The following is a 26,845-nucleotide window of genomic DNA, read 5'->3' on the forward strand; positions in this document are numbered from 1 at the left end:
CATATCGGAACGGGGTGGCATGGGTCACTGGTTCTCCCGCAACATCGTCGAGCCGGGCAAGCTCCCGATGCTGCTCGCTCTGACCTCCTTCGTTCTGACATTCCTGGTCACCCGTACCGTCACCCGGCTCATCCGGGCCGGGAAGGGCCCCTTCCGGAACGTCTCCTCCGGCGGTCTCCACATCCATCACGTCGTGCCCGGCGTCGTCCTCACCGTCCTCGGCGGTTTCGGTGCGGTGGCCAGCGACCGGCACGGCGTGGGCGCGTGTGTCTTCGCCGTCCTCTTCGGGATCGGTGCGGGGCTCGTCCTCGACGAGTTCGCGCTGATCCTCCACCTCGACGACGTGTACTGGACGGACCAGGGCCGCAAGAGCGTCGAGGTGGTCGTCCTCACCGCGGCGCTGATGGGGCTCACGCTCAGCGGCTTCTCGCCGCTCGGCGTCGACGACATGACGGCGGACGAGCGCCAGGACCGGGGCACGTTCATCCTCACCCTGGTGGTGAACTTCCTCTTCGTCCTCATCGCGCTGGTGAAGGGGAAGTTCCGGATGGCCGTGCTCGGGACCCTGATCCCGTTCGTGGCGATCGTCGGCGCCGTCCGGCTGGCCCGCCCCGGCTCCTGGTGGTCCCGGCGCTTCTACAAACGCCGGCACAAGGCCCGCGCCCGCTCCCGTATCCGCACGTACCGCCACGACAAGCGCTGGACCAAGGTGCGGCGCCGTCTTCAGGACCTGATCGGCGGCTTCCAGGAGCGGGTGCCGGGCCGGGGCTCCACGCCCTCCTGACGGCGTTCGCGCCAGGCCTGGACGCCGATGAGGACGAGCACGCCCCCGATGGCCGCCAGATGCTCCTTGCCCGCCAGGTTCGGCTTGACGATCACCTCGACGATCATGGCCACGACCACCGCACCACCCGTCCACCACGCCCGGTAGCGCCAGCAGACGTAGACGGCGAGACCCACCACGGCCGCCGACGGGCCGGTGTCGACCACCTGCGCGTCGGAGGAGGGAAGGCCGAACGGCGTGCCCGGCCCCAGGGCGATGCCCACGCGCGCGTACAGCGTGCCGCAGAGCGTCGCCAGAAAGGCCACGCCGAGCGTCCGCCACCGGCCGAGGCAGATCTCCGCGATCCCGAACACCAGCAGGACCTGGGCCAGGGCGCCCCACACGGGCAGGTCGAGCGCGGGGACGAAGAGCGAGAGCGGGGTCCGCAGCAGCGCGAGCCACAGCGGGTCCTCGGCCCGTACGGAACCGATGTTCTGGACCGGCTGGTAGCCCCAGTCCTGGTTCTGCACGAGCTGGAAGAGGGCCGTCAGACAGACGGCGGCCAGCGTCATCGGAATCGCGCTCCCCCAAGCTCTCGGCTTCGCTCGAGCAGGGAGGTGCCCCCATCTCCGGGCCACGAGATCCGCCCGTACGGTGCCGAACAGCGGTCCCCACTCGCGGCGCGCGAAACGCGTGACGGACCCGCTCAACGCCCGCTCTCCAGGTGCTTGCGGTGCAGCCACTTCGGCAGGCCGGGGGCTTCGAGGAAGCCCTCGGCCCGGCCGGCGGCGAGGCCGATGCGCAGCAGGTCGGCGCTCTTCTCGAAGAGCATGAATCGGGGCTCCCAGATCGGTCGGTACTTGGCGTTGGCGCGGTACAGCGACTCGATCTGCCACCAGCGGGAGAAGAAGCTGAGCAGTGAACGCCACATGCGCAGCACGGGTCCCGCCCCGAGCTTCGAGCCGCGTTCGAAGACGGAGCGGAACATCGCGAAGTTCAGCGAGACCTGGGTGATCCCGATCTCCTTCGCGCGCTGGAGCAGCTCGATCACCATGAACTCCATCAGGCCGTTCTCGGAGTCCCGGTCACGGCGCATCAGGTCGAGCGAGAGGCCCTTCGGCCCCCAGGGCACGAAGGAGAGCACCGCCCGCAGCTGACCCTCGCCATCAGTGCACTCCAGCATCACGCAGCGCCCGTCCTGCGGGTCCCCGAGCCGCCCGAGCGCCATCGAGAAGCCGCGCTCGGTGGCCCCGTCCCGCCAGTCGTCGGCCTTGCGGAGCAGCTCGTCCATCTCCGCGGCCGGGATGTCCTCGTGGCGCCGGATGCGGACCTCGTAACCGGCCCGCTTGACCCGGTTGAAGGCCTGCCGGACCGTCCGCATGGCCCGCCCGTCCAGGGTGAACTCGTCGGTCTCGACGATCGCCTCGTCGCCCAGCTCCAGGGCGTCCAGACCGTGCCGGGCGTAGATGACCCCGGCCTCCTCGCTCGCGCCCATCACGGCCGGGATCCAGCCGTGCTCGCGCGCCTCGGCCAGCCAGGGCTCGATCGCGCCGGGCCAGGCCTCGGGGTCGCCGATCGGGTCGCCGGAGGCGAGCGAGACCCCGCCGACCACCCGGTAGGTGATGGCGGCCTTCTCGCTCGGCGACCAGACGACGCTCTTCTCGCGGCGCAGCGCGAAGTAGCCGAGGGAGTCGCGGTCCCCCTGCTTGTCGAGCAGGGCCCGCAGCCGCTCCTCGTCCTCCTCGGTCAGCGGGTCGGTGGCCCGGCGGGCGCGGAAGGCGGCGAAGAGCACCGCGAAGAGCAGCAGCGTGGAGAGGACGTTGATGGTGACGTCGACCCAGCCGGGGGTGGTGATCCCGGCGAAGCGCGAGTCGTCGGAGGCCAGGGTCACCAGCCGCATCACGCCGTACCGCCAGCGCTCCAGGAAGGTGGAGTGGGCGGTGGAGGTGTTGGTGACGGTGACCAGGACGGCGGCGAGCAGCGAGGTGACGAGCAGTCCGCCGACGGCCACGATCGCGGCGAGCCACGGGTTGGAGCGGTCGCCCTTCGCGTAGAACTCCTTGCGGCCGAGCAGCAGCGCCAGGACGAAGGCGGCCGTCAGCGCGAGCGAGATCCAGTTCTGGGCGTGCTGCCGGATCTCCGGGAAGACCATCACGACGGCGAAGAGCAGCAGGAAGAGCCCGGCGAGGACCATGTTGAGGATCCACGCGGCCCGCTTGCGGCGGCGCATGGTGATTGCCAGGAAGAGCGTGAAGACGCCCGAGGCGAAGCCCGCGGTGAGCATGTACGGGGTGAAGTAGTTGTCCTCGTTGTGCCGGCGCAGGTCCTGCCCGAACGAGACCCAGACGGCGCTCAGGAAGTTGATGAACGTGACGATGCGCAGGTACCAGACGGCGAACGCGGCACTCCGCCGCGAACGGACGGTGGAGCCTCGGGGTGTTGCTTCGGCAGACAAGCGGACTTCTCCCATGAAAAGCGATCATATGGGGCATCGCTTGCCGTGCGGAGACGCCGGAGGCGGCCACGCGCGCGTCGCGCGTGGCCGCCCCGGAGTCGACGATCCGTCTTTCCCGCTTCTCCCCGTCAGAGCTCGGAAGCGCCCTCGGCGTCCGGAGTGGTCGGATCCGGTCGCTCGGGCAGCTCCGCGGCGAAGGCCGCCGCGGCCTGGACGAGGGGAAGCGCGAGCAATGCCCCGGTTCCCTCACCCACATGGACGCCGTGGTCGAGCAGAGGGTTGAGTGCCATCCGGTCCAGTGCCTTCGCCTGGGCCGGCTCCCCGCTCACCTGCCCCGCCAGCCACCAGTCCGGCGCGCGGAACGCCGCCCGCTGCGCCACCAGCGCGCAGGCCGCCCCCACCACGCCGTCCAGGATCACCGGCATCCGCCGCACCGAGGCCTGGAGCAGGAAGCCCGTCATCGCCGCCAGGTCCGCGCCGCCGACCGCCGCGAGCAGTTCCAGCTGGTCGCCGAGGACCGGCCGGGCCCGTCGCAGGGCGTCCCGGATCGCCGCGCACTTGCGCATCCACGCCAGGTCGTCGATCCCGGCGCCGCCCCGGCCCGTCACCACGGAGGCGTCCGTCCCGCACAGCGCCGCGATCAGCGTCGACGCCGGGGTCGTACCGCCCACGCTCAGGTCCCCGAGCACCACCAGATCGGTGCCCGAGTCCGCCTCCTCGTCGGCGATGGCGATGCCGAGCCGGACCGCCGCCTCGGTCTCCTCGACCGTCAGCGCGTTCTCCACGTCGATCCGGCCGCTGCCCCGCCGCACCCGGTGGCGCACCACCTCGGCGGGCAGCAGCTCGGGATCGCAGTCCAGACCGGCGTCCACGACCCGTACGGGCACGCCCATCGTGCGGGCCAGGACGGCGACCGGGCTCGCCCCGTCCAGGACCGCGCGCACCAGCTCGTGCGCGGAGCCGGGCGCGCGGCCCGACACGTCCAGCGAGGCCACCCCGTGGTCGCCCGCGAAGAGCAGCACCTTCGGCTGCTCGATCGCCCGCACCTTGACCGAGGCCTGCGCGGCCGAGAGCCACTCACCGAGCTCGTCGAGCCGGCCGAGCGCGCCCGGCGGCACGGTCAGCCGCTCGCGGCGCTCCTCGGCATCGCGCCGGATCCCCCCGTCGGGGCGCTCGATCAGATCGGAGAAGTCGTCCAGGTTCACGGGTTCCGCCTTGTGACAATCAGCGAGGGCCATCGGTGTTGGCACCCTACCCGCGCAGCACCAGCGCCTGACCGGCGACCACGAGGAGGACCTCCTCGCACTCCTCGGCGAAGGCCGCGTTCAGCCGGCCGAGCTCGTCCCGGAACCGGCGCCCCGACGCCGTGGCCGGCACGACCCCCGAGCCGGTCTCGTTCGTCACCGCGACCACGGTGCGGCGCGTCGCCCGCACCGCCGCGACCAGCTCCGCCGTCCGCTCCCGCAGCGCCGCCTGCCCGCCGTCCGCCCACCGCTCGTCGTCCCAGGCGCCCACCCGGTCCATGGCGTCCGTCAGCCACAGCGACAGACAGTCGATGAGGAGCGCGGGACCGTCCTCGACGAGCAGCGGTACGAGATCACAGGTCTCGGCGGTACGCCACGCACCCGGCCGCCGCTCCCGGTGCAGCCCCACCCGCTCCGCCCAGTCCGGATCGCCCTCCCGGGTCCCGCCCGTCGCCACGTACAGCACCTCGGGGAAGGTCTCCAGGCGCCGCTCGGCCTCCACGGACTTCCCCGACCGGGCCCCGCCCGTCACCAGCGTCCGCCGCGGCACGTCCGGCACCTCGTGGTAGTCGCCCACGTACAGCGTCGTCCCGTCCGGCACCGCCCGCGCGCCCGCCGCCGCGAGCCGCCGGTCCAGCGCGGCCCCCGTCGGCACGTCGTGGTCCAGGTGCGCGGCGATGACCTCGGTGGCCGGGCCGATCGCCCCGGTCGCCCGCAGCCGTGCGATGGCGTCCGGACGGCCCGTCACATCGGCGACGACCATGTCGTACGGCAGGCCGGGTTCCTCCGGAAGCCCCGCCGGGGCCCCGCCCGGAGGCAGATAGAGCAGCCGCTCGCCCTCCGCGGAGGTCACCTCGTACCCGGTACCGGGGGAGTCCATCGGCACCGCCCGCACCCGGTGCCCGCTGATCAGCGTCAACTCCCTGCCGTCCGGCACCCGCCCGGCCGTCGGCAGCCCGGCGGGCACCTCCACGGCGGGCCCGTCGTGCGGATGCGTGAGCAGCACCTGCCGCACGGCCACCAGCGAGTGGCCCGAGCGGGCCGCCGCGAGCGCGGCCCCCGGGGTGAGATCGAGCAGCAGGGCCCCGTCCACGAGCAGCGCGGTCGCGGCCCGGACCCGGGTACCGCGGGAGAGCGCGCAGACGGCGCAGGGGCAGTCGGGGCGGGGGAGCCCGAGGGGGGCGCCGGTGCCGAGCAGAGTCAGTTCCACCCTCAGATCCTCCCGCGCCACCGCGAGGCGTGCGCGCCCGGCTACGCTGCGGGCAGGAAACCGATCATCCGGTGAGCGCCTGGAGGCGGACATGGCATGGACGTGGCGGTTCGAGAAGTCCGACGGCACGGAGGTCGAGCCGGTGGTGACTCCCGAGGAGTTCACCACGCAGGGCGACGCCGAGAGCTGGATCGGAGAGCACTGGCGTGACCTCCTGGGCGGCGGCGCGGACCAGGTGACGCTCTCGGAGGACGGCGCCAAGATCTACGGCCCGATGCCGCTGGACGCGGAGGGCTAGAGCACCCGGCGGCCGAGGGGTGCGGGGTCGAGGACCCCGCACCCGTGGCTCGGTGAGATACGGCACGCACCGGCAGGCACGGGTTCCCACCCGGGACCCCGGACGCGGGCTCAGCCCCGCACGCCGCACAGGTGCAGCAGCGCCGCGATCCGCCGGTACGGCTCCGTGCGGCCCGCGCGCTCCTCGGCGGCGAGCAGCCGGTCCAGCTCCTCGGCGGCCGGCAGGCCCGTCTCGGCGGGGATGCCGTCGGTGAAGACCCGCACGCCGTACCAGGCGTGCAGCGGCGCCGCGATCCCGGCGAGCGTCGACGTCAGGGCGTCGAGCCGGTCGGCCCGCACCTTCACGCCGTTGTCGTCGGTGTAGACATCGGTGTCGAAGCCCGCGAGGGCCCCGGACCAGTCGCCGGCGAGCCCCGGGCGCATGGCGAGTGCCTCGCCGTTCCGCACGACGAGGGAGAGCAGGCCGCCGGGGGCCAGCATCCGGGCCAGACCCGCGAGCAGCGCGTCCGGCTCGTCCGCGTACATGAGCACGCCGTGGCAGAGCACCACGTCGAAGCTGCCGGGCAGGAAGTGGACGCCGGTCTCGCGTCCGTCGCCCTCGATCAGCCGGACCCGCTCGCGGATCCCGGCGGGCTCCGTCGCGAGCGACTCGCGCGCCGCCTTCAGCAGCTCGGGATCGGCCTCCAGACCGGTCACGGTGTGTCCGGCGCGGGCCAGGCGCAGCGCCTGCGTGCCCTGGCCCATGCCCGCGTCGAGGATCCGCAGCCGCTGCCCCACGGGGTAGCGCGCGGATATCTGCTCGTCGAGCTGGCGGGCGATGACCTCCTGCCGGATGGTGTCGCGCAGCCCGCCGTACCCGGCGGGCCAGTGCGCGACGGCGGGCAGCACGGCGCCGCCCGTCACCGACCCGTCCAAGCCGGACGTACGGTCATCGACAGCGTGCTCGCCGAAGGCGTGCCCGCCGAGGGCCGAGCTGTCGGCGCTCAGGGCCGCTCTCCGCGCTTGACCTGCGGCTTCGGCAGCCGCAGTCGGCGCATCTGGAGCGTACGCATGAGGCCGTAGGCCACGGCTCCGCGCTTCGGCTCGTTCGGGAAGCGCTCGTTCAGCTGCTTGCGCAGCCGGATCCAGATGCCGACCGAGTCGATCACGATCAGGATGATCACGCCGAGCCAGAGCAGCAGGGAGATGTTCTGCAGGCTGCGGTTGGCGTTCCCGAAGAGCGACAGCACGAGGATCACCACGGCCATCGGCAGGAAGAACTCGGCGATCGCGAAGCGCGAGTCGACGAAATCGCGCACGAACTTGCGCACCGCGCCCTTGTCGCGGGCGGGCAGATAGCGCTCGTCGCCGCTCGCCAGCGCCTCGCGCTGCCGGGCCAGGTCCGAGCGACGCGCCTCGCGCTGACGCTTGGCGGCCTCCTTGCGGTCGGTCGGCACCGTCGCGGCACGCCGACGCTGGGTCTGCGCTTCGCTCCGCTTCGGTGTCGGGCGGCCCTTGGGGGCCTCGGGGTCGCGGGGCTGCTTGGTGGAGAGGTCCGCCGTCACCTTGTCGGTGGGGGCCTTCTCGTCCTTCGAACGGCTACGGAACACAAAACCCAAGGGTACGGGGTGGTGGGCATGGACCCCAGCCCGGGCGGGAACGATCCGCTAACGGACTGCGTCTACGGCGGTACGTACGGAGGACGCGCAAGGGTTCCCCCTAGATCCGTCTACAACCTGGGCGGGAGGGAGACCGACGCGCAGTCGTCCTTGGGGAGGAGCGCATCGCGCTCCGAACAGTGCGGTAATGGAGACAGGGCCCGTACTGTGGACCTGTTGGAGAGCTGGAGCCGAAGTCCGTCAGAAGGGGGCGCGCGAAGCCCATGAGCGGTGTCATGAAGCGTATGGGGATGATCTTCCGCGCGAAGGCGAACAAGGCCCTTGACCGGGCCGAGGATCCGCGCGAGACGCTCGATTACTCCTACCAGAAGCAGCTGGAGCTGCTGCAGAAGGTGCGGCGCGGCGTGGCCGACGTCGCCACCTCCCGCAAGCGGCTCGAACTCCAGCTGAACCAGTTGCAGGGCCAGTCCGCCAAGCTGGAGGACCAGGGCCGCAAGGCGCTGGCGCTCGGCCGCGAGGACCTGGCGCGCGAGGCGCTGTCCCGGCGTGCCGCGCTCCAGCAGCAGGTCAGCGACCTGGAGGTGCAGCACCAGACGCTGCAGGGCGAGGAGGAGAAGCTGACGCTCGCGGCGCAGCGCCTCCAGGCCAAGGTCGACGCCTTCCGCACGAAGAAGGAGACGATCAAGGCGACCTACACGGCCGCGCAGGCCCAGACCCGGATCGCCGAGTCGTTCTCCGGCATCTCGGAGGAGATGAGCGACGTCGGTCTCGCGATCCAGCGGGCCGAGGACAAGACCGCCCAGCTCCAGGCGCGCGCGGGCGCGATCGACGAGCTGCTCGCCTCGGGCGCCCTGGACGACCAGTCCGGGCTCGCCAAGGACGACATCCAGGCGGAGCTGGACCGGCTCTCGGGCGGTACGGACGTCGAGCTGGAGCTCCAGCGGATGAAGGCCGAGCTGGCCGGAGGCCCTTCGGCGCAGAAGCAGGCGATCGAGGGCGGCGGCACGGCCGCGCCGCAGGACCAGACGCCGCAGCAGCAGTCCCACCCGCGCTTCGAGAAGTAGGCGCGGGGAAGCAGGCCACAGCCCGCGAACAGAACAGGACGCGTCATGATCGTTCGGATCATGGGGGAGGGCCAGTGGAAGCTGGCCGACAGCCACTTCGTCGAGCTCAACAAGCTCGACGACGAGCTGCTCGAAGAGATGGAGTCGGGGGACACCGAGGGCTTCCGCCGCACGCTGGGCGCTCTGCTCGAAGCTGTCCGCCGGCTCGGCGAGCCGCTCGCGGACGAGGCCCTGGAGCCCTCCGAGCTGATCCTCCCGGCTCCGGACGCGAGCCTCGACGAGGTCCGCGCCATGCTCTCCGACGACGGCCTGATCCCGGGCTGACGTCCACCCGGCGCCCTTCGGTGTCCCATCGCCCCCACCGGGGCGGTGGGACACCGTGCTTTCCCCCCGCGGGCGCTTTGCCCGTACCGTTCTTCGACGTGACCCCCACCGGCCCCGCCACCGGCACCCTCTACGCCCGCCTCCGCGACTGGTTCCGCGCCCACCCGCTCGCCTTCGACGCGACCATCGCGGCCGGCACGCTCGTCTGCATGATCGCCGCCTCCTTCACCGACCCGCACGGCAGCCCGGAAGGGCCGACCTTCGGTGACCGCGCCCCCGACGCGGGAAGCGTGCTGATCATGGTCATCGGGGCCGCCGCGCTGGTGCTGCGCCGCCGGCGCCCCTTCGCGGTGCTCTGCTTCACGGTCACGATCTGCTTCGTCGAGCTGGTCGACGACGTCCGGCCCGCCCCGATCGCGATGAGCGCCGTCGTCGCGCTCTACACGGTCGCCTCCCGCACCGACCGTCCCACCACCTGGCGCGTCGGACTCGTCACGATGGCGCTCCTCACCGCCGCCGCGATGATCTTCGGCCCGACCAACTGGTACGCGCAGGAGAACCTCGGCGTCTTCGCCTGGACCGGCATGGCGGCCGCCGCCGGGGACGCCGTCCGCAGCCGCCGGGCCTTCGTCGACGCGATCCGCGAGCGCGCCGAGCGGGCCGAGCGCACCCGCGAGGAGGAGGCGGGCCGCCGGGTCGCCGAGGAGCGGCTGCGGATCGCCCGCGACCTCCACGACGTCGTCGCCCACCACATCGCCCTGGTCAACGTCCAGGCCGGGGTCGCCGCCCACGTCATGGACAAGCGCCCGGACCAGGCCAAGGAGGCCCTCGCGCACGTCCGCGAGGCCAGCCGCTCCGCCCTCGACGAGCTCCGCGCCACCGTCGGGCTGCTGCGCCAGTCCGGCGACCCCGAGGCACCCACCGAGCCCGCCCCGGGCCTCGCCGTCCTCGACGGACTCCTCGACAGCTTCCGCAAGGCCGGCCTCCCGGTCGCCCTGGCCCGCGCCGACGGCGACGGGGCGCTGCCCGCGACCGTCGACCTGGCCGCGTACCGGATCGTGCAGGAGGCCCTCACCAACGTCCGCAAGCACGCGGGACCGGACGCCGAGGCGGAGGTGAGCGTCGTCAGGGTGGGCCGTACGGTCGAGATCACCGTCCTCGACAATGGCGCACCACAGGCCGGGGCACCCGCCTTGACCCCAGGCGGCCACGGCCTCCTCGGCATGCGCGAGCGGGTCAGCGCCCTCGGCGGCACCCTGACCGCCGCACCCCGCTACGGCGGGGGCTTCCGCGTGCAGGCGATACTGCCCGTGACGACCCGCACGGGGGAGGACGCATGACGATCCGGGTACTGCTCGCCGACGACCAGGCCCTGCTCCGCAGCGCCTTCAAGGTCCTGGTCGACTCCGAGCCGGACATGGAGGTCGTCGGCGAGGCCGCCGACGGCGCCCAGGCCGTCGCCCTGGCCCGCGCCGAGCGGCCGGACGTCGTCCTCATGGACATCCGGATGCCGGGCACGGACGGCCTCGCGGCGACCCGCGCGATCACCGCGGACCCCGAGCTGTCCGCCGTACGCATCGTCATGCTCACCACCTTCGAGGTCGACGAGTACGTCGTGCAGTCACTGCGCGCCGGGGCGTCCGGCTTCCTCGGCAAGGGCGCCGAACCGGAGGAGCTGCTCGGCGCGATCCGGATCGCCCACGCCGGCGAGGCGCTGCTCTCCCCGGTCGCCACCAAGGGCCTCATCGCCACCTTCCTCGCGCAGGGCGGCGGGCTCGAACCCCTGTCCACCGGCGACCGGCCCTACTCCGAGCGGCTCGCCGCGCTCACCGCCCGCGAGCGCGAGGTCCTCGTCCTCGTCGGCGGCGGCCTCTCCAACGACGAGATCGCCGAGCGGCTCGACGTCAGCCCGCTCACCGTGAAGACACACGTCAACCGGACCATGGCCAAGCTCGGCGCCCGCGACCGCGCCCAGCTGGTCGTCACGGCGTACGAATCGGGACTGGTACGTCCGAGGGTGGAGTGACCGAAGGCCCCGGCGTACTCCAGACGCGGTATGCGCGGGATAAGGATGTGGACCCGGGGGCCGAGGACTTCCGGCCGGGGATGGCAGATCGTATAGGCGGGGAGGGCACCTCCGGCGGTTGACGGCCGGGGTCTTGGCTGCTCCCGCCTGCCGACGAGTACGCCACAGAAGAGAGACCCCATGTCCTGGCTGTCCAGATTCAGCCTCGCGCAACGGGCCCTGATCGGGCTGACGTCCATCGTCGCGATCGTCTTCGGGGCGATCGCGATACCGCAGCTGAAGCAGCAGTTGCTGCCCTCGATCGAGCTCCCCATGGTCTCGATCCTCGCCCCGTACCAGGGCGCCTCTCCCGATGTGGTCGAGAAGCAGGTCGTCGAGCCGCTGGAGAACAGCCTCAAGGCCGTCGACGGTCTGAAGTCGGTCACCTCCACCGCCTCCGAGGGCAGCGCCGTCATCATGGCCTCCTTCGACTACGGCGACGAGTCGACCAAGCAGCTCGTCGCCGACGTCCAGCAGGCCGTGAACCGGGCCCGCGCCCAGCTGCCCGACTCCGTCGACCCGCAGGTCGTGGCCGGTTCGACGGACGACATGCCGACCGTCGTCCTCGCCGCCTCCTCGGACCAGGACCCGCAGGCACTCGCCGACCAGCTGCAGAAGACCGTCGTCCCCGCCCTGGAGGGCATCGAGGGCGTCGGCCAGGTCTCGATCGACGGCGTCCAGGACCTCCAGGTCTCGGTCACCCCGGACGAGCGCAAGCTCGCCGCGGCCGGCCTCAGCTCCATGAAGCTCGCCGAGGCGCTCCGCTCCGGCGGCGCCACGATGCCGGCCGGCTCCTTCTCCGAGGCCGGCAAGAGCCGCACGATCCAGGTCGGCGGCGGCTACACCTCCCTGCGGCAGATCGAGGACCTGCGCATCCCCTCGGCCACCCCCGGCAAGGGCAAGGCGGTCCGCCTCGGCGACGTCGCCACCGTCCGCCAGGAGGAGTCCCAGCGCGTCTCCCTCACCCGCACCAACGGCAAGCCCAGCCTCGCCGTCATGGCCACCATGGACAAGGACGGCAGCGCCGTCGCCATCTCCGACGCCGTCGAGGAGAAGCTGCCCGACCTGCGCCGCGACCTCGGCGCCGGCGCCGAGCTGACCGTCGTCTCCGACCAGGGCCCGGCCGTCGCCAAGGCGATCTCCGGCCTGACCACGGAGGGCGCGCTGGGCCTCGTCATGGCCGTCCTGGTGATCCTGGTCTTCCTGACCTCGATCCGCTCGACCCTGGTGACCGCGGTCTCCATCCCGCTCTCGGTCGTCCTGGCCCTGATCGTGCTGTGGACCCGCGACCTCTCGCTCAACATGCTCACCCTGGGCGCGCTCACCATCGCCATCGGCCGGGTCGTCGACGACTCGATCGTGGTCCTGGAGAACATCAAGCGTCACCTGGGCTACGGCGAGGAGCGCCAGGCCGCGATCATCACCGCGGTCCGCGAGGTAGCCGGCGCCGTCACCTCCTCGACCCTCACCACCGTCGCGGTCTTCCTGCCGATCGGCCTGGTCGGAGGCATGGTCGGCGAGCTGTTCGGCTCCTTCTCGCTGACGGTGACGGCGGCCCTGCTCGCCTCGCTGCTCGTCTCCCTGACCGTCGTCCCGGTCCTCTCGTACTGGTTCCTGCGGGCCCCCAAGGGCACGTCGGAGGACCCGGAGGAGGCCCGCCGACTGGCCGAGGAGAAGGAGGAGAAGAGCAGGCTCCAGCGCGCGTACGTGCCCGTCCTGCGCTTCGCGACCCGGCGCAGGCTCACCAGCGTGGCCATCGCCCTCGTCGTCCTGGTCCTCACCTTCGGCATGGGCGGCCTCCTGAAGACGAACTTCTTCGACCCGGGCGAGCAGGAGGTGCTCAGCATCCGGCAGGAGCTGGCGCCCGGCACCAGCCTGAGCGCCTCCGACGAGGCCGCGAAGAAGATCGAGAAGGTCCTCGCGGAGACCGAGGGCGTCAAGGACTACCAGGTCACCGTCGGCTCCTCCGGCTTCATGGCGGCCTTCGGCGGCGGCACCGGCTCCAACCAGGCCTCGTACAAGGTCGGCCTGGAGAGCTCGGACGCCTACGAGAAGGTCCGTGACTCCCTCGACAAGGCGCTCGCGGGCCTCGACGGCATCGGCGACACCACCATCGCGGCCGGCGACGGCTTCGGCAGCCAGGACCTGAGCGTGGTCGTCAAGGCAGCCGACCCGAAGGTCCTGGAGCAGGCCTCCGAGCAGGTCCGCACGGCGATCGCCGGGATGAAGGACGTCACCGACGTCCAGAGCGACCTCTCGCAGTCCGTCCCGCGCATCTCGGTCAAGGCCAACGCCAAGGCGGCCGACGCGGGCTTCGACACCGGCACGCTCGGCATGATCGTCGCCCAGGCCGTCCGGGGCACCCCGGCCGCCAAGGCGATCCTCGACGACAGCGAGCGGGACGTCCTCATCACCTCGGCGAAGCCCGCCACCACCCTCGCCGAGCTCAAGGCCCTGCCGCTCGGCCCGGTGAAGCTGGGCGACATCGCCACCGTCGAGCTGGTCCCCGGCCCGGTCTCCATGACCCGGATCGACGGCGCCCGCGCGGCGACGGTCACGGCCAAGCCGACGGGGGACGACACCGGCGCGGCCGGCTACGAGCTCGAGACGAAGCTGAAGTCCCTGGAGCTGCCCGAGGGCGCCACCGCCACCATCGGCGGTGTCAGCGAGGACACGAGCGAGGCCCAGCTCAGCCTGCTCCTGGCGATGCTCGCGGCCGTCGCGATCGTCTTCATGCTGCTCGTGGCGACCTTCCGGTCGCTGATCCAGCCGCTGATCCTGCTGGTCTCGATCCCGTTCGCGGCGACCGGCGCGATCGGTCTGCTCGTGGTCACCGACACCGCGATGGGCGTCCCGGCGATGATCGGCATGCTGATGCTCATCGGCATCGTCGTGACCAACGCGATCGTCCTCATCGACCTGATCAACCAGTACCGGGCCCAGGGCCTGGGCGTCGTCGAAGCGGTGATCGAGGGCGGCCGGCACCGGCTCCGCCCGATCCTGATGACCGCTCTGGCGACGATCTTCGCCCTGCTGCCCATGGCCCTCGGCGTCACCGGCGAGGGCGGCTTCATCGCCCAGCCGCTCGCCGTGGTCGTGATCGGCGGCCTGATCACCTCGACGCTGCTGACCCTGCTCCTCGTCCCGACGCTCTACGCGATGGTGGAGCTCCGCAAGGAGCGCCGCGCGAAGAAGAAGGCGGCGAAGAAGGGCGAGAAGGCGACGAAGAAGGCGGCCGGGAAGGGCGAGAAGACGAAGATCCCGGAGCAGGGGGACGTGACCCCGGTGGACGCCACCCTGCTGGACATCCTCGACTGATCACCGGGTGACGGACGGAAGGGGCGCCCCGCGAACTCGCGGGGCGCCCCTTCGGCGTACGTACGGGAGAACCGTTACGGCAGCGCCAGCATCCGCTCCAGGGCGAGCTTGGCGAAGCTCTCCGTCTCCTTGTCGACCCGGATCTGGTTGACGAGGTTGCCCTCGGCCAGCGACTCCAGGGTCCACACCAGGTGCGGCAGGTCGATGCGGTTCATGGTCGAGCAGAAGCAGACCGTCTTGTCGAGGAAGACGACCTCCTTGTCCGGGTGCGCGTTGGCCACGCGGCGGACCAGGTTCAGCTCGGTGCCGATCGCCCACTTCGAACCGGCCGGGGCCGCGTCCAGGGTGTTGATGATGTACTCGGTCGAGCCCACGTAGTCCGCGGCGGCGACGACCTCGTGCTTGCACTCCGGGTGGACCAGCACGTTCACGCCCGGGATCCGCTCGCGGACGTCGTTGACCGAGTCCAGCGAGAAGCGGCCGTGCACCGAGCAGTGCCCGCGCCACAGGATCATCTTGGCGTTGCGCAGCTCCTCGACGGTGAGCCCGCCGTTGGGCTTGTGCGGGTTGTAGAGCACGCAGTCGTCCAGGGACATGCCCATGTCGCGGACGGCGGTGTTGCGGCCGAGGTGCTGGTCCGGCAGGAAGAGAACCTTTGTTGTGCCGGGCTCCCCCTGCTCGAAGGCCCAGTCCAGCGCCCGCTTGGCGTTCGACGAGGTGCAGATCGTGCCCCCGTGCTTGCCGGTGAAGGCCTTGATGTCGGCCGAGGAGTTCATGTACGAGACGGGCACGACCTGCTCGGCGACGCCGGCCTCGGTCAGCACGTCCCAGCACTCGGCGACCTGCTCGGCGGTGGCCATGTCGGCCATCGAACAGCCGGCCGCCAGGTCCGGCAGGACGACCTTCTGGTCGTCGGTGGTGAGGATGTCGGCCGACTCGGCCATGAAGTGCACACCGCAGAAGACGATGTACTCGGCCTCCGGCTTGGCTGCGGCGTCGCGCGCGAGCTTGAACGAGTCGCCGGTGACGTCGGCGAACTGGATGACCTCGTCACGCTGGTAGTGGTGGCCGAGCACGAAGACCTTGTCCCCGAGCTTCTCCTTGGCCGCGCGGGCGCGCTCCACGAGGTCCGGGTCGGAGGGCGACGGCAGGTCGCCCGGGCACTCCACGCCGCGCTCGCTCTTCGGGTCGGCCTCGCGGCCGAGCAGGAGCAGGGCGAGCGGCGTCGGCTGGACATCCAGGGGCTGGGCGGTGGTCACGACACGCACCCTTTCTTCGGGTCTTCGGGACAAGCCTTTTCGTCGAAATGACGCTATCTATCATAACCGCTTCACGTCACGTTGACGATGTCCATAGTGTCGATGTGACGAATTCGCCGTCCGCACTCGAGGACAGGGTGTGCGAGCATGAAAGAAGAAAGACCCGCTCGCCCCGGAATGAATCCGGGACACCGCCGGTTGCAACCGTCGGCAAGCAGTCTCCGTACACACCGGGAGAGAAGCAGATGTCCGTATCGGACGAGAAGACCACTGTCAGCGACGGCATCCTCCTGTCCGACGCCGCCGCGGCCAAGGTCAAGGCCCTCCTCGACCAGGAAGGCCGCGAGGACCTGGCCCTGCGCGTCGCCGTACAGCCCGGTGGCTGCTCCGGCCTGCGTTACCAGCTGTTCTTCGACGAGCGTTCGCTCGACGGCGATGTCGTGAAGGACTTCGACGGAGTCAAGGTCGTCACCGACCGCATGAGCGCCCCCTACCTCGGCGGCGCCTCGATCGACTTCGTCGACACCATCGAGAAGCAGGGCTTCACGATCGACAACCCGAACGCCACGGGCTCCTGCGCCTGCGGCGACTCGTTCAGCTAAGTCGCACCACCCGCACGAACGCGAGGGCGGCGGTCCGGTACTCCCGGACCGCCGCCCTCGCGGCATGTACCCCTACGGCTGTGGTCAGCGGCGCGGCACGGCCTCCCCGCTCGCCCCGTCGACGACGGGCCGGTCGCCCAGCGGCCGGTCGAGCGTCACCGGCTTCGTCACCTCGACCGCGATGGCGATGCACGCCCTGCCCGGGTCGATCGGCGTCTCCTTCACCCGCACCGTGACCCGGTCCGCGCTCTCCGTCGCCGTCACCGTGTACTCGCTGCACACCCCGCCCCAGAAGGTGACGGTCAGCTTCCGGCCGTCCCCCTCGGTCCGGTACGACTCGATCTGCCGCGCCGGGGACGTGCCCTCGTCGGGCTCCGGCGTCGGCGTGGGCGAGGGCTTCACGGGCGGCGCCAGGAACTCCGGGGCCACCGCCGTCTGCGTCACCGTGTACGGCGCCATGTCCGCGGGGTCCGCCGTGAACAGCCACGCCGGGACGAGCAGCCGCTCACCGGCCACGTCCTGCGCGGCCAGTCCGAACACCGCCCGCGTCACCGGCACCTCGTCCGGCGCCACCCGGTCCGCGATCGACTGGCAGGGCGCGCCCGGGGCGTCGGTCGCTCCGGTCACCGGCTCGTCGAGGTCCCTGCCGATGTCGGGCACGCCCCCCTCGGTCTTCTTCCCGGCCTCCGGCACCCCGGCCGGCGGGTCGGTGGCACAGCCGCCGATGCCGATCGGGCCGGTTCCCTTCGAGGCCTCGTTCAGCTCGGCGAGCGCCTTCTCCGCCCCGATCACCGGGTACGTGTCGCCCTTCGCCGGCTCCTTGAGCATCCCGCTCCCGGCGACCGGCCGGCCGTCCGGCCCGATGTGGAGCCCCGTCGACCAGCCGTAGGTCGGCAGCCCGCCCACCACGGGCTCGGCGTTGACCACCCGGACCGAGCCGTTCATCACCTGGGTCGCGGTCACCTTGGCGTCGTCCTGGCCGATCGCCTTCAGGACGGGAGCCGCCGCGGCCTTCGCCGCCGCCTCGCTCACCGGCGAACCACCGGGGGAGGGCTTCGTCTCACCCGGCGGAGGGCAGGCCTTGCCCTTGAGGCAGGCGTCGCCGGCCGGACCGCCGTCGTACCAGGAGTACGTCCAGTTCCCCGGGGCCTTCCGCGCCACGTCGAGGCGCGCCCCCGAGCCGTCCTTCTCCGGCCGGATCGTCCAGACCTCGCCGACCAGGGCGGGGCTCCCGGAGATGCCCAGCGCTTCGGCCAGCCTGGTCACCTCCGCCGAGGTGACCAGGCCCTCGGGCCGGTGGACCGCGGCCGAGGAGGGCCCTTGGGGGAGGGGGCCCTTGGCTGTGTAGACGGTCCCGTTCGGACCGCCTCCGGGGTCGGGCTCGCCGGGGGCGATGCCCGTACCGCCATCCGTACCGCTCTCCAGACGCAACGGCGGCGGCGCGGCCGCGTGGGCCGCGTCGGCCGTCCCGCTCGGTGTGGCCTTGCCGGGTGCCGTCGCGGCCACGGCGAGATAGACCCCACCGCCACCGGCCAGCAGGACACCCGCCGCCACCGAGGCGGTGAGCAGCCTCCGCCGCCTCTGCCCGTTCTCCGTACCGCTCACCGCATCGCTCCCTCGTATCGATCGGACACGGGTGGGACGGAGCGGACGCGCGGACGGTTCCGTCAGCCGCCGTACTCCGCGGTGGCGGCGATCAGCCGCGCGGAGGCCGCCGGGATGACGACCCCGTGGATCAGCGCGGGGGAGACCGGGGCGGGTGCGGGAGAGACCGGGGACACCCAGTGGGGGGCCATCCGAGCACCGTCGCCGCACAGCTGGGCGAGGCTCAACTCGGACTCGTGGCGCTCGCGAGGAGCGGGGTACGTGGTCATGGCCGCACCGTATGCATCCGAGCGCTCCGGAGAAAAGGCCTACTCTGGGGTAGTTTCCACTGTTCGGCAGGACCGCCCCCACCCGGTAGCGTGAACTGTCGCCCGCCCGTCGCCCACCACCACCCTTCAGTCGAGCGCTTCGCGCGCCCTATCGATTTCCGCAGGAGCACCCCGCCGTGCGTATCGCAGTCACCGGCTCCATCGCCACCGACCACCTCATGACCTTCCCCGGCCGGTTCGCCGACCAGCTCGTGGCCGACCAGCTCCACACGGTGTCCCTCTCGTTCCTCGTCGACAACCTGGACGTGCGCCGGGGAGGCGTCGCGGCCAACATCTGCTTCGGCATGGGCCAGCTCGGCAGCACCCCGCTCCTCGTGGGCGCCGCCGGCTTCGACTTCGACGAGTACCGCGCCTGGCTCGACCGCCACGGCGTCGACACCTCCTCCGTGCGGATCTCCGAGGTCCTGCACACCGCCCGCTTCGTCTGCACCACGGACAAGGACCACAACCAGATCGGCTCCTTCTACACGGGCGCGATGAGCGAGGCCCGGCTGATCGAGCTCAAGGCCGTCGCCGACCGCGTGGGCGGCCTCGACCTGGTCCTGATCGGCGCCGACGACCCCGAGGCGATGCTCCGCCACACGGAGGAGTGCCGCTCCCGGTCGATCCCGTTCGCCGCCGACTTCTCGCAGCAGATCGCGCGCATGGACGGCGAGGAGATCCGCACGCTCCTCGACGGGGCCACCTACCTCTTCTCCAACGAGTACGAGAAGGGCCTCATCGAGTCCAAGACGGGCTGGACCGAGGCGGAGATCCTCTCCCGCGTCGGCCACCGGATCACCACCCTCGGCTCGCGCGGCGTCCGCATCGAGCGCGTCGGCGAGACCCCGATCGAGGTCGGCTGCCCCGAGGAGACGGCCAAGGTCGACCCCACCGGCGTCGGCGACGCCTTCCGCGCCGGCTTCCTGACGGGTCTGCACTGGGGCGTCGACCTGGAGCGCGCCGCCCAGATCGGCTGCATGCTCGCCACGCTCGTCATCGAGACCCTGGGCACGCAGGAGTACACCCTGCGCCGCGCCAACTTCATGGACCGCTTCACCAAGGCCTACGGCGACGAGGCCGCCGCCGAGGTCCAGTCCCACCTGGGCTGACGCCCCTGGCGGTGGTGTGCGGCGGGCGGCTCAGGCCACCCGCCGCACCACGTACGCGACGCCGCCCCGTTCGGACGGCTCCTCGCCCACGTACTCCTGGCCGCGCATCTCGCACCAGGCCGGGATGTCGAGGCGGGCCGCCGCGTCGTCGGCGAGGACGGTCACCGTCCCGCCGACCGGGACGTCGCCGATCACCTTCGCCAGCTCGATCACCGGGATCGGGCAGCGCCGGCCGAGCGCGTCCACCACGAGCGAGCCGGAGCCGGCCGCCGGGGCCGCGGCCGGGGTCGCCGGAGCGCCGAGCCGCTCCCGTACCCCCGCGACCACCCCCGGCAGCACGTCGAGGAAGCGGTCCACGTCCTCCGCCGGGGTGCCGGCCGGCAGCGACACCCGGACGTTCCCCTCGCTCAGCACGCCCATCGCGCGCAGCACATGGCTGGGCGTCAGCGTCGAGCTCGTACACGACGAACCGGACGAAACGGAGAAACCCTCCCGGTCCAGCTCGTGCAGCAGGGTCTCTCCGTCGACATAGAGGCAGGAGAACGTGACGAGATGGGGGAGCCGGGCCACCGGGTCGCCCACCACCTCCACGTCCGGCACCAGCTCCGGCACCCGTGCCCGGATCCGGTCCACCAGGCCCCGCAGCCGTGCCGACTCGGCCGCCGCCTCCGCCCGGACCGCCCGCAGCGAGGCCGCCGCCGCCACGATCGCCGGCAGGTTCTCGAAGCCGGGCGCCCGCCCCGACTCCCGTTCGTCCGCGGGGCCTTGGGGAGCGAACCGCACCCCCTTCCGTACGGCGAGGAGCCCCACGCCCGCCGGGCCGCCCCACTTGTGCGCGCTCGCCGCGAGCAGCGACCAGTCGCCCTCCACCGGCCCCCAGCCCAGCGACTGGGCCGCGTCCACGAGCAGCGGCACCCCCGCCGCCCGGCAGGCCTCGGCGACCTCGGCGACCGGCTGTTCGGTCCCCACCTCGTGGTTGGCCGACTGGAGACACGCCAGGGCCGTCCCGGCGTCCAGCGCCGTGGCGAAGCCCTCCGGGTCCACCGCGCCCGACCGGCCCACCGGCACCTCGGTCACCGCGCCGCCCGCCGCCGCGTGCCGCTCGGCCGCGTGCAGGACGGAGGAGTGCTCGACCGCCGAGACGACGAGACCGGTCCCGACACGCCGACGGCCCGCGAGGGCCCCGGAGATTCCGGCGTGAACCGCGCGCGTCCCCGAAGGAGTGAACACGAGCTCGTCGGGACGGCACCCCACCGCCTCCGCCGCGGCCTCCCGCGCCGCGTCCAGGAGCAGCCGGGCCCGCCTCCCCTCCCGGTACAGCCGGGCCGGGTCGGCCCAGCCCTCGTCCAGGGAGGCGAGCAGCGCCTGGCGGGCGACGGGGTGCAGGGGCGCGGCGGACGCGGCATCGAAGTACGGCATCCGCCCACGGTAGGGCCGTCCGTCCCCGACCCGCCGGGGCACCCCTCTCCGACCCGCCGCGCGGCCTCGCCCCGACCTGCCGGGCGACCCCTCCCCGCCCTGCCCGGCGGACCCGCCCCGACCCGCCGTGCCGACCCCCGTCCCGCGCCCGGCCGACACGCCCGACGCGCCCGGCCCGCACCACCGCCCACACATCCGTCCGCACATCCGTGCGCTTCTCGTGAGCCCTCGTCAGAAGGCCCTCCCGGTACGACGCCAGACCGCCGGACGGGCCCCCGGGACCCCCCTCCGGAACCTCGGAGTCCACCCCTTCGGGGGCTCGGGCGGCGCGTTGGGCACCCTCCCCGCGCGACCCCAAATAGCGTCCAGTAGGGTTTGGTCCGCATAAACATCCAAACCCCTGCCCGCGGCCGGGGCGGCGACCGACCAGCGAGACGGACGGCCGTGGCCGACCACTGCGGGCCGAGACTCTCGGGAAGGCGCTACGTGAGTCCCAACGGCTCCGACCGCTCGTCGCGGCGCCCGATGCGGCGGAAGCTGCCGCAGGTGCTGACTGCGGGCCTGATCCTGGCGACAGCCACGGGCTGCTCGTACAACTGGGAAGACTTCCCCCGCCTTGGCATGCCCACCCCCGTCACGGAAGAGGCTCCCACGATCCTCTCCCTGTGGCAGGGCTCGTGGGCCGCCGCGCTCATCACCGGAATCCTGGTGTGGGGCCTGATCATCTGGTCCGTCATCTTCCACCGGCGGAGCAGGACCAAGGTCGAGGTACCTCCGCAGACCCGTTACAACATGCCCATCGAGGCGCTGTACACGGTCACCCCGCTCATCATCGTCTCGGTGCTCTTCTACTTCACCGCGCGCGACGAGTCCAAGCTCCTCAGCCTCTCCCCCAAGCCCGCCCACACCATCAACGTGGTCGGCTACCAGTGGAGCTGGGGCTTCAACTACGTCGAGAACGTGCCCGGTGTCGAGGGTGACGCCAAGGCGGACAAGAACCTCTCCTCGATCCCGGACAAGTACCTCGAGGCGTTCCCGGAGAACGCCGGCGGCGTCTACGACGCCGGTATCCCCGGCGACCGGAACCCGCAGACCGGCAACCCGGGCCCGACCCTGTGGCTGCCCAAGGGCGAGAAGGTCCGGTTCGTCCTGACCTCCCGCGACGTCATCCACTCCTTCTGGGTGGTCCCCTTCCTGTTCAAGCAGGACGTCATCCCGGGTCACACCAACGTCTTCGAGGTGACTCCGAACCAGGAGGGCACCTTCCTCGGCAAGTGCGCCGAGCTGTGCGGTGTCGACCACTCCCGGATGCTCTTCAACGTCAAGGTGGTCTCTCCGGAGCGCTACCAGCAGCACCTGAAGGAGCTGGCCGAGAAGGGGCAGACCGGCTACATCCCGTCTGGCATCGAGCAGACGGACCCGGCCAGGAATGCGGAGAAGAACCAACTGTGAGCATCCACAACGAAACCCAGGGTGCCGCCGCAGCTGAGGACTCGTACGAGAACGAGCTGCCCGTACGGCGCAAGCAGCCCGGCAACGTCGTGATCAAGTGGCTGACCACCACCGATCACAAGACGATCGGGACGATGTACCTGGTCACGTCGTTCGCGTTCTTCTGCATCGGCGGTCTCATGGCGCTCTTCATGCGCGCCGAGCTGGCCCGTCCGGGTACGCAGATCATGTCGAACGAGCAGTTCAACCAGGCGTTCACGATGCACGGCACGATCATGCTGCTGATGTTCGCGACGCCGCTGTTCGCCGGATTCGCGAACTGGATCATGCCGCTGCAGATCGGCGCGCCCGACGTGGCGTTCCCGCGGCTGAACATGTTCGCGTACTGGCTGTACCTCTTCGGCTCGATCATCGCGGTGGCCGGCTTCCTCACCCCGCAGGGTGCGGCCGACTTCGGCTGGTTCGCCTACTCCCCGCTGTCGGACGCCGTCCGCTCGCCGGGTGTCGGCGCCGACATGTGGATCATGGGTCTGGCCTTCTCCGGCTTCGGCACGATCCTCGGTTCGGTCAACTTCATCACCACGATCATCTGCATGCGCGCTCCGGGCATGACGATGTTCCGTATGCCGATCTTCACCTGGAACGTGCTGCTGACCGGTGTCCTGGTCCTGCTCGCGTTCCCGGTCCTGGCGGCCGCGCTGTTCGCCCTGGAGGCGGACCGCAAGTTCGGCTCGCACATCTTCGACGCGGCCAATGGTGGAGCGCTGCTCTGGCAGCACCTCTTCTGGTTCTTCGGACACCCAGAGGTGTACATCATCGCGCTGCCGTTCTTCGGCATCGTCTCCGAGGTCATCCCGGTCTTCAGCCGTAAGCCGATGTTCGGCTACATCGGTCTGGTGGCCGCGACCATCGCGATCGCCGGCCTGTCCGTGACCGTGTGGGCCCACCACATGTACGTCACAGGCGGTGTGCTCCTACCGTTCTTCTCCTTCATGACGTTCCTCATCGCCGTACCGACAGGCGTGAAGTTCTTCAACTGGATCGGAACGATGTGGAAGGGCTCGTTGTCGTTCGAGACACCGATGCTCTGGACGATCGGCTTCCTGATCACCTTCACCTTCGGTGGTCTGACGGGTGTCATCCTGGCCTCGCCGCCGATGGACTTCCACGTCTCGGACTCGTACTTCGTCGTCGCGCACTTCCACTACGTCGTCTTCGGCACCGTGGTGTTCGCGATGTTCGCCGGCTTCCACTTCTGGTGGCCGAAGTTCACGGGCAAGATGCTGGACGAGCGACTCGGCAAGATGACGTTCTGGACGCTGTTCATCGGCTTCCACGGCACCTTCCTGGTGCAGCACTGGCTCGGTGCCGAGGGCATGCCGCGTCGTTACGCGGACTACCTCGACGCCGACGGCTTCACCGCGCTGAACACGATCTCGACGATCTCCTCCTTCCTGCTCGGTCTGTCGATCCTGCCGTTCTTCTACAACGTCTGGAAGACCGCCAAGTACGGCAAGAAGATCGAGGTCGACGACCCGTGGGGCTACGGCCGTTCGCTCGAGTGGGCGACGTCCTGCCCGCCGCCGCGGCACAACTTCCTCACGCTGCCGCGGATCCGCTCCGAGTCCCCGGCCTTCGACCTGCACCACCCTGAGATCGCCGCTGTCGACCAGCTGGAGAACAAGGGGCACGTGGCCGAGGCCCTCACGAGCGGCAAGGAGGCCGGCAAGTGAAGATCCAAGGCAAGATGTTCATCTGGCTGAGCGTCTTCATCCTCGCCGTGGCCATCCTGTATGGCGTGTGGTCGAAGGAGCCGGTCGGCACCACGGCGCTGTTCCTCGCCTTCGGCCTGTCCATCATGATCGGCTACTACCTGGCCTTCACGGCCAAGCGTGTCGACGCGATGGCGCAGGACAACAAGGAGGCCGACGTCGCGGACGAGGCCGGCGAGGTGGGCTTCTTCGCCCCCCACAGCTGGCAGCCGCTCTCGCTGGCCGTCGGTGGTGCGCTCGCCTTCCTCGCCGTCGCGATGGGCTGGTGGATCCTGTACTTCTCCGCCCCGCTGATCCTCGTCGGCCTGTTCGGCTGGGTCTTCGAGTTCTACCGCGGCGAGAACCAGAACCAGTAGCGGCAACGCCGCAGCGGTACCCCGCTCCGTAACGGAGCACCCAGAGGGGCCCGGACACTTCGTCACCGAAGTGTCCGGGCCCCTCTTTTGCCGCACTCGGCGCGCTGCTGCCGAGGACAGTCCTTAGCGTGAAGTCATGAACGACACGCCGCGCATTCGGACTGTTCTGAGCTGCACTCTTCTGGCCGTCACCGTCACCGCGGCCGCCACGGCCTGCGCGGGCTCCGACGGCCATCCCCTGTCGGTGAAGCCCTACGACGCGGCGGACCAGCTCGCCATCAGCGCCGGGACGGGCGGCGCCAAGGCGGACCCGGAGAAGCCCCTGGAGATCTCCGCCAAGGGCGAGGACGGTCGGATCACCGACGTCACCGCCATAGACACCGCAGGACGCCATCTGGCAGGCGAACTCACCGCGGACGGGCAGCGCTGGCGCTCCACGGCCGCCCTGGCCGCCGGCACCCACTACACCGTCCGGGTGGCCACCGAGGACGAGGACGGCGCTCCAGGCGCCCGTACGTACACGTTCGAGACGGCACCGGCCAAACGGGCCCTGACCGCCACCTTCGGGCCTGAGACGGGCACGTACGGCGTCGGACAGCCCCTCACCGCCGACCTCAGCCTCCCCGTGAAGGACAGGGCGGCCCGCGCGGTCGTCGAGCGGGCCCTCAAGGTCCGCTCCACCCCCGCCGTCGAAGGCTCCTGGTACTGGGTGGACGACAAGAAGCTGCACTTCCGCCCGAAGGAGTACTGGCCCGCGGGAGCGCGCGTCACGGCCACCGCCAACCTGGACGGCCTCAAGGTGGGGGACAAGCTCTACGGCGGCGCGTCCAAGCCGCTGAAGCTCTCCATCGGCGACCGCGTCGAGGCGGTCGCGGACGCCGGGTCGCACTACATGACCGTCCGGCGCAACGGAGAAGTGATCAACACCATTCCGGTGACCACCGGCAAGCCGGGCTTCTCCACCCGCAACGGCATCAAGGTCGTGCTCGGCAAGGAGTACTACGTCCGGATGCGGGGCACCAGCGTCGGCATCGCGGAAGGCAGTTCGGAGTCGTACGACCTGCCGGTCTACTACGCCACGCGGGTGACATGGAGCGGCGAATACGTCCACGCCGCGCCCTGGTCCGTCGGCTCGCAGGGCGTGGCGAACGTCAGCCACGGCTGTGTCGGCATGTCGACCGGGAACGCGGCCTGGTTCTACGAGACCGTCCGCCCCGGCGACATCGTGAAGACCGTCAACAGCTCAGGCAACACGATGGACACCTTCGGCAACGGCTTCGGCGACTGGAACATGCCGTGGGACAAGTGGCGCAAGGGCAGCGCCCTGGTGGAACAGTCGGGAGACCCGACCGCCACCGAGGACGCCAAGGCCCGCCTGCGGCCCCTCTCCTTCTAGGGCTGGGTTACGCGTCGAGGGACAGGCGGGAACGCAGCAGGGACGCCAGGGACGCCGCGAACTCCACCGGTTCCACCGGAAGGGTGATCGCGGCGTCCGCGCGGCTCCAGGTGGCCAGCCAGGCGTCCTGCGGGCGCCCGATGAGCAGCAGCACCGGCGGGCAGCGGAAGATCTCGTCCTTGATCTGCCGGCAGACGCCCATGCCGCCGGCGGGCACCGCCTCGCCGTCCAGGACGCACACGTCCACACCGCCCTCGTCCAGGCGCTTCAGCACCGCCGGCAGAGTCGCGCACTCCACGAACTCGACCGGGGGGACGTCGGCCGCGGGCCTGCGCCCGGCGGCGAGGCGCACCTGCGCGCGGGTGTTCGCGTCGTCGCTGTAGACCAGGACCGTGGCACTCGACTGCATCGTTCCTCCGTGGGGAAGTCCGTGGGAAGGTCGTCGATCGATGCGCGGGATGCTACTCCGGTCCACACCCCGTCAACACCCGTTCAGCACCTGTTCGAAGGGCCTTCCGATGGGCCGTTCGGGCTGGACACACCCCCCTGACACTCCGAACGGCACCCCCCGGAGTGAGGGCGGGATAAGCGACCGACATAATGTCGGTCGTGGCGACAGTAACGACAGTAGAAACAGGGCACGCGCACCCGTCGGTCAATCGACCGAACCTCACCAGCGTCGGAACCATCATCTGGTTGAGCTCCGAGCTGATGTTCTTCGCGGCCCTCTTCGCGATGTACTTCACCCTGCGATCGGTGACCGGTCCCGAGTTCTGGGCGGAAAAGGCCTCGGCCTTGAACTTCCCGTTCTCGGCGACCAACACCACGATCCTGGTGCTCTCCTCCCTCACCTGTCAGCTCGGCGTCTTCGCCGCCGAGCGGGGCGACGTGAAGAAGCTCAGGACGTGGTTCATCATCACGTTCGTGATGGGTGCGATCTTCATCGGCGGCCAGGTCTTCGAGTACACCGAGCTGGTCAAGCACGAGGGCCTCTCGCTCTCGTCGGACCCGTACGGCTCGGTGTTCTACCTGACCACCGGCTTCCACGGCCTGCACGTGACGGGCGGTCTCATCGCCTTCCTGCTGGTCCTCGGCCGGACGTACGCCGCCAAGAGGTTCACCCACGAGCAGGCAACCGCCGCCATCGTCGTGTCCTACTACTGGCACTTCGTCGATGTCGTCTGGATCGGCCTCTTCGCCACGATCTACATGATCAAGTAATCGGT

Annotated in this window: 25 protein-coding genes; 14 read left to right on the forward strand and 11 right to left on the reverse strand. The window is 71.0% G+C overall.

Going from position 1 to position 26,845, the window contains the following annotated elements; translation table 11 throughout:
• Nucleotides 1-19 precede the first annotated feature (19 nt).
• Nucleotides 20-784 carry a hypothetical protein gene (locus SGA01_RS11180; RefSeq protein ID WP_141296037.1) on the forward strand — a complete coding sequence of 255 codons (765 nt, stop codon included), beginning with the start codon at nt 20-22 and terminating at the stop codon, nt 782-784.
• Here the strand turns inward: SGA01_RS11180 and SGA01_RS41425 are convergent.
• The 4 genes from SGA01_RS41425 to SGA01_RS11200 all read right to left on the reverse strand — a co-directional run bounded on the left by SGA01_RS41425 (nt 724) and on the right by SGA01_RS11200 (nt 5,672).
• Entirely contained in the window at nt 724-1,473 is a 750-nt protein-coding gene (locus SGA01_RS41425; RefSeq protein ID WP_174867266.1) for a hypothetical protein, read from the reverse strand. The two genes, SGA01_RS11180 and SGA01_RS41425, sit on opposite strands and share 61 nt — an antisense overlap.
• Nucleotides 1,470-3,233 carry a phosphatidylglycerol lysyltransferase domain-containing protein gene (locus SGA01_RS11190; RefSeq protein WP_141296040.1) on the reverse strand — a complete coding sequence of 588 codons (1,764 nt, stop codon included), beginning with the start codon at nt 3,231-3,233 and terminating at the stop codon, nt 1,470-1,472. Before SGA01_RS11190 ends, SGA01_RS41425 begins: the two co-directional genes overlap by 4 nt.
• Nucleotides 3,234-3,346: 113 nt before the next feature.
• On the reverse strand, nt 3,347-4,423 hold the full coding sequence (gene cobT / locus SGA01_RS11195; protein ID WP_174867268.1) for a nicotinate-nucleotide--dimethylbenzimidazole phosphoribosyltransferase: 1,077 nt from the start codon (nt 4,421-4,423) through the stop codon (nt 3,347-3,349).
• A 46-nt stretch (nt 4,424-4,469) separates the two neighbouring features.
• On the reverse strand, nt 4,470-5,672 hold the full coding sequence (locus tag SGA01_RS11200; protein ID WP_167534060.1) for a bifunctional adenosylcobinamide kinase/adenosylcobinamide-phosphate guanylyltransferase: 1,203 nt from the start codon (nt 5,670-5,672) through the stop codon (nt 4,470-4,472).
• Nucleotides 5,673-5,763: 91 nt separating this feature from the next.
• Here SGA01_RS11200 and SGA01_RS11205 point away from each other — a divergent pair, with 91 nt between their 5' ends.
• Nucleotides 5,764-5,970 carry a hypothetical protein gene (locus tag SGA01_RS11205; protein ID WP_024758380.1) on the forward strand — a complete coding sequence of 69 codons (207 nt, stop codon included), beginning with the start codon at nt 5,764-5,766 and terminating at the stop codon, nt 5,968-5,970.
• Between the two features lie 110 nt (nt 5,971-6,080).
• Here SGA01_RS11205 and SGA01_RS11210 read toward each other — a convergent pair whose 3' ends face one another.
• A complete protein-coding gene (locus SGA01_RS11210) occupies nt 6,081-6,857 on the reverse strand; it encodes a methyltransferase domain-containing protein (RefSeq protein WP_229917808.1) in 777 nt (258 codons plus the stop codon).
• Between the two features lie 95 nt (nt 6,858-6,952).
• Entirely contained in the window at nt 6,953-7,558 is a 606-nt protein-coding gene (locus SGA01_RS11215) for a DUF3043 domain-containing protein (protein WP_141296046.1), read from the reverse strand.
• 272 nt (nt 7,559-7,830) lie between these two features.
• Between SGA01_RS11215 and SGA01_RS11220 the strand changes: the two genes are divergently transcribed.
• The 5 genes from SGA01_RS11220 to SGA01_RS11240 all read left to right on the forward strand — a co-directional run bounded on the left by SGA01_RS11220 (nt 7,831) and on the right by SGA01_RS11240 (nt 14,338).
• Nucleotides 7,831-8,631 (forward strand): PspA/IM30 family protein, encoded by an 801-nt coding sequence (locus SGA01_RS11220; protein WP_063785786.1) that lies wholly within the window; start codon nt 7,831-7,833, stop codon nt 8,629-8,631.
• 45 nt (nt 8,632-8,676) lie between these two features.
• On the forward strand, nt 8,677-8,955 hold the full coding sequence (pspAA, locus tag SGA01_RS11225) for a PspA-associated protein PspAA (protein WP_141296049.1): 279 nt from the start codon (nt 8,677-8,679) through the stop codon (nt 8,953-8,955).
• 98 nt (nt 8,956-9,053) lie between these two features.
• Complete coding sequence (locus tag SGA01_RS11230) at nt 9,054-10,295, forward strand: sensor histidine kinase (protein WP_174867269.1); 1,242 nt, start codon at nt 9,054-9,056, stop codon at nt 10,293-10,295.
• Entirely contained in the window at nt 10,292-10,981 is a 690-nt protein-coding gene (locus SGA01_RS11235) for a response regulator (protein ID WP_055643984.1), read from the forward strand. The genes SGA01_RS11230 and SGA01_RS11235 overlap by 4 nt, the downstream gene beginning before the upstream one ends.
• A gap of 180 nt (nt 10,982-11,161) precedes the next feature.
• Entirely contained in the window at nt 11,162-14,338 is a 3,177-nt protein-coding gene (locus SGA01_RS11240; RefSeq protein ID WP_141296052.1) for an efflux RND transporter permease subunit, read from the forward strand.
• Nucleotides 14,339-14,412: 74 nt separating this feature from the next.
• On the opposite strand, the gene nadA is transcribed toward SGA01_RS11240, so the two are convergent.
• Entirely contained in the window at nt 14,413-15,606 is a 1,194-nt protein-coding gene (gene nadA, locus SGA01_RS11245) for a quinolinate synthase NadA (RefSeq protein ID WP_141296055.1), read from the reverse strand.
• Nucleotides 15,607-15,842: 236 nt separating this feature from the next.
• Here nadA and SGA01_RS11255 point away from each other — a divergent pair, with 236 nt between their 5' ends.
• Nucleotides 15,843-16,199: a HesB/IscA family protein gene (locus SGA01_RS11255; RefSeq protein WP_015033024.1), complete on the forward strand. Its 357-nt coding sequence runs from the start codon at nt 15,843-15,845 to the stop codon at nt 16,197-16,199.
• An 84-nt stretch (nt 16,200-16,283) separates the two neighbouring features.
• On the opposite strand, the gene SGA01_RS11260 is transcribed toward SGA01_RS11255, so the two are convergent.
• Together SGA01_RS11260 and SGA01_RS11265 are read right to left on the reverse strand one after the other, a co-directional pair.
• Nucleotides 16,284-17,804: a hypothetical protein gene (locus SGA01_RS11260; RefSeq protein ID WP_141296061.1), complete on the reverse strand. Its 1,521-nt coding sequence runs from the start codon at nt 17,802-17,804 to the stop codon at nt 16,284-16,286.
• Nucleotides 17,805-17,866: 62 nt separating this feature from the next.
• On the reverse strand, nt 17,867-18,073 hold the full coding sequence (locus SGA01_RS11265; protein ID WP_141296064.1) for a hypothetical protein: 207 nt from the start codon (nt 18,071-18,073) through the stop codon (nt 17,867-17,869).
• Nucleotides 18,074-18,249: 176 nt separating this feature from the next.
• Here SGA01_RS11265 and SGA01_RS11270 point away from each other — a divergent pair, with 176 nt between their 5' ends.
• Nucleotides 18,250-19,224: a carbohydrate kinase family protein gene (locus tag SGA01_RS11270; RefSeq protein WP_141296067.1), complete on the forward strand. Its 975-nt coding sequence runs from the start codon at nt 18,250-18,252 to the stop codon at nt 19,222-19,224.
• 30 nt (nt 19,225-19,254) lie between these two features.
• On the opposite strand, the gene SGA01_RS11275 is transcribed toward SGA01_RS11270, so the two are convergent.
• Nucleotides 19,255-20,643 carry a cysteine desulfurase/sulfurtransferase TusA family protein gene (locus SGA01_RS11275; protein ID WP_141296070.1) on the reverse strand — a complete coding sequence of 463 codons (1,389 nt, stop codon included), beginning with the start codon at nt 20,641-20,643 and terminating at the stop codon, nt 19,255-19,257.
• 486 nt (nt 20,644-21,129) lie between these two features.
• Here SGA01_RS11275 and ctaC point away from each other — a divergent pair, with 486 nt between their 5' ends.
• The 4 genes from ctaC (at nt 21,130) to SGA01_RS11295 (ending at nt 25,619) form a co-directional block, all read left to right on the forward strand.
• Nucleotides 21,130-22,095, forward strand: a complete 966-nt coding sequence (gene ctaC / locus SGA01_RS11280; protein ID WP_141296072.1) for an aa3-type cytochrome oxidase subunit II — start codon at nt 21,130-21,132, stop codon at nt 22,093-22,095.
• The gene (gene ctaD / locus SGA01_RS11285) at nt 22,092-23,828 is read left to right on the forward strand and encodes an aa3-type cytochrome oxidase subunit I (protein ID WP_141296075.1); all 1,737 of its coding nucleotides are present in this window, start codon (nt 22,092-22,094) and stop codon (nt 23,826-23,828) included. The genes ctaC and ctaD overlap by 4 nt, the downstream gene beginning before the upstream one ends.
• Nucleotides 23,825-24,223 (forward strand): cytochrome c oxidase subunit 4, encoded by a 399-nt coding sequence (locus SGA01_RS11290; RefSeq protein ID WP_141296078.1) that lies wholly within the window; start codon nt 23,825-23,827, stop codon nt 24,221-24,223. Before ctaD ends, SGA01_RS11290 begins: the two co-directional genes overlap by 4 nt.
• Before the next feature lie 136 nt (nt 24,224-24,359).
• Entirely contained in the window at nt 24,360-25,619 is a 1,260-nt protein-coding gene (locus SGA01_RS11295) for a L,D-transpeptidase (protein ID WP_141296081.1), read from the forward strand.
• A 7-nt stretch (nt 25,620-25,626) separates the two neighbouring features.
• Here the strand turns inward: SGA01_RS11295 and SGA01_RS11300 are convergent, their stop codons facing one another.
• The gene (locus SGA01_RS11300; RefSeq protein ID WP_055643994.1) at nt 25,627-26,028 is read right to left on the reverse strand and encodes a DNA-binding transcriptional response regulator; all 402 of its coding nucleotides are present in this window, start codon (nt 26,026-26,028) and stop codon (nt 25,627-25,629) included.
• A 191-nt stretch (nt 26,029-26,219) separates the two neighbouring features.
• Between SGA01_RS11300 and ctaE the strand changes: the two genes are divergently transcribed.
• On the forward strand, nt 26,220-26,840 hold the full coding sequence (ctaE, locus tag SGA01_RS11305) for an aa3-type cytochrome oxidase subunit III (protein ID WP_141296084.1): 621 nt from the start codon (nt 26,220-26,222) through the stop codon (nt 26,838-26,840).
• Nucleotides 26,841-26,845: the final 5 nt, after the last annotated feature.

Source organism: Streptomyces gardneri, from assembly GCF_006539185.1.
Classification (GTDB): Bacteria; Actinomycetota; Actinomycetes; order Streptomycetales; family Streptomycetaceae; genus Streptomyces; species Streptomyces gardneri.

Excerpts from the sequence above, each read along its gene's own strand:
- SGA01_RS11275 (WP_141296070.1), bottom strand. The coding sequence starts at position 20,643 with ATGCCGTACTTCGATGCCGCGTCCGCCGCGCCCCTGCACCCCGTCGCC.
- SGA01_RS11265 (WP_141296064.1), bottom strand. The coding sequence starts at position 18,073 with ATGACCACGTACCCCGCTCCTCGCGAGCGCCACGAGTCCGAGTTGAGC.
- SGA01_RS11180 (WP_141296037.1), top strand. The coding sequence starts at position 20 with ATGGGTCACTGGTTCTCCCGCAACATCGTCGAGCCGGGCAAGCTCCCG.
- pspAA (WP_141296049.1), top strand. The coding sequence starts at position 8,677 with ATGATCGTTCGGATCATGGGGGAGGGCCAGTGGAAGCTGGCCGACAGC.
- SGA01_RS11235 (WP_055643984.1), top strand. The coding sequence starts at position 10,292 with ATGACGATCCGGGTACTGCTCGCCGACGACCAGGCCCTGCTCCGCAGC.
- SGA01_RS11300 (WP_055643994.1), bottom strand. The coding sequence starts at position 26,028 with ATGCAGTCGAGTGCCACGGTCCTGGTCTACAGCGACGACGCGAACACC.
- ctaE (WP_141296084.1), top strand. The coding sequence starts at position 26,220 with ATGTCGGTCGTGGCGACAGTAACGACAGTAGAAACAGGGCACGCGCAC.
- SGA01_RS11240 (WP_141296052.1), top strand. The coding sequence starts at position 11,162 with ATGTCCTGGCTGTCCAGATTCAGCCTCGCGCAACGGGCCCTGATCGGG.
- SGA01_RS11255 (WP_015033024.1), top strand. The coding sequence starts at position 15,843 with ATGTCCGTATCGGACGAGAAGACCACTGTCAGCGACGGCATCCTCCTG.
- SGA01_RS11220 (WP_063785786.1), top strand. The coding sequence starts at position 7,831 with ATGAGCGGTGTCATGAAGCGTATGGGGATGATCTTCCGCGCGAAGGCG.
- SGA01_RS11295 (WP_141296081.1), top strand. The coding sequence starts at position 24,360 with ATGAACGACACGCCGCGCATTCGGACTGTTCTGAGCTGCACTCTTCTG.
- SGA01_RS11190 (WP_141296040.1), bottom strand. The coding sequence starts at position 3,233 with ATGGGAGAAGTCCGCTTGTCTGCCGAAGCAACACCCCGAGGCTCCACC.
- SGA01_RS11205 (WP_024758380.1), top strand. The coding sequence starts at position 5,764 with ATGGCATGGACGTGGCGGTTCGAGAAGTCCGACGGCACGGAGGTCGAG.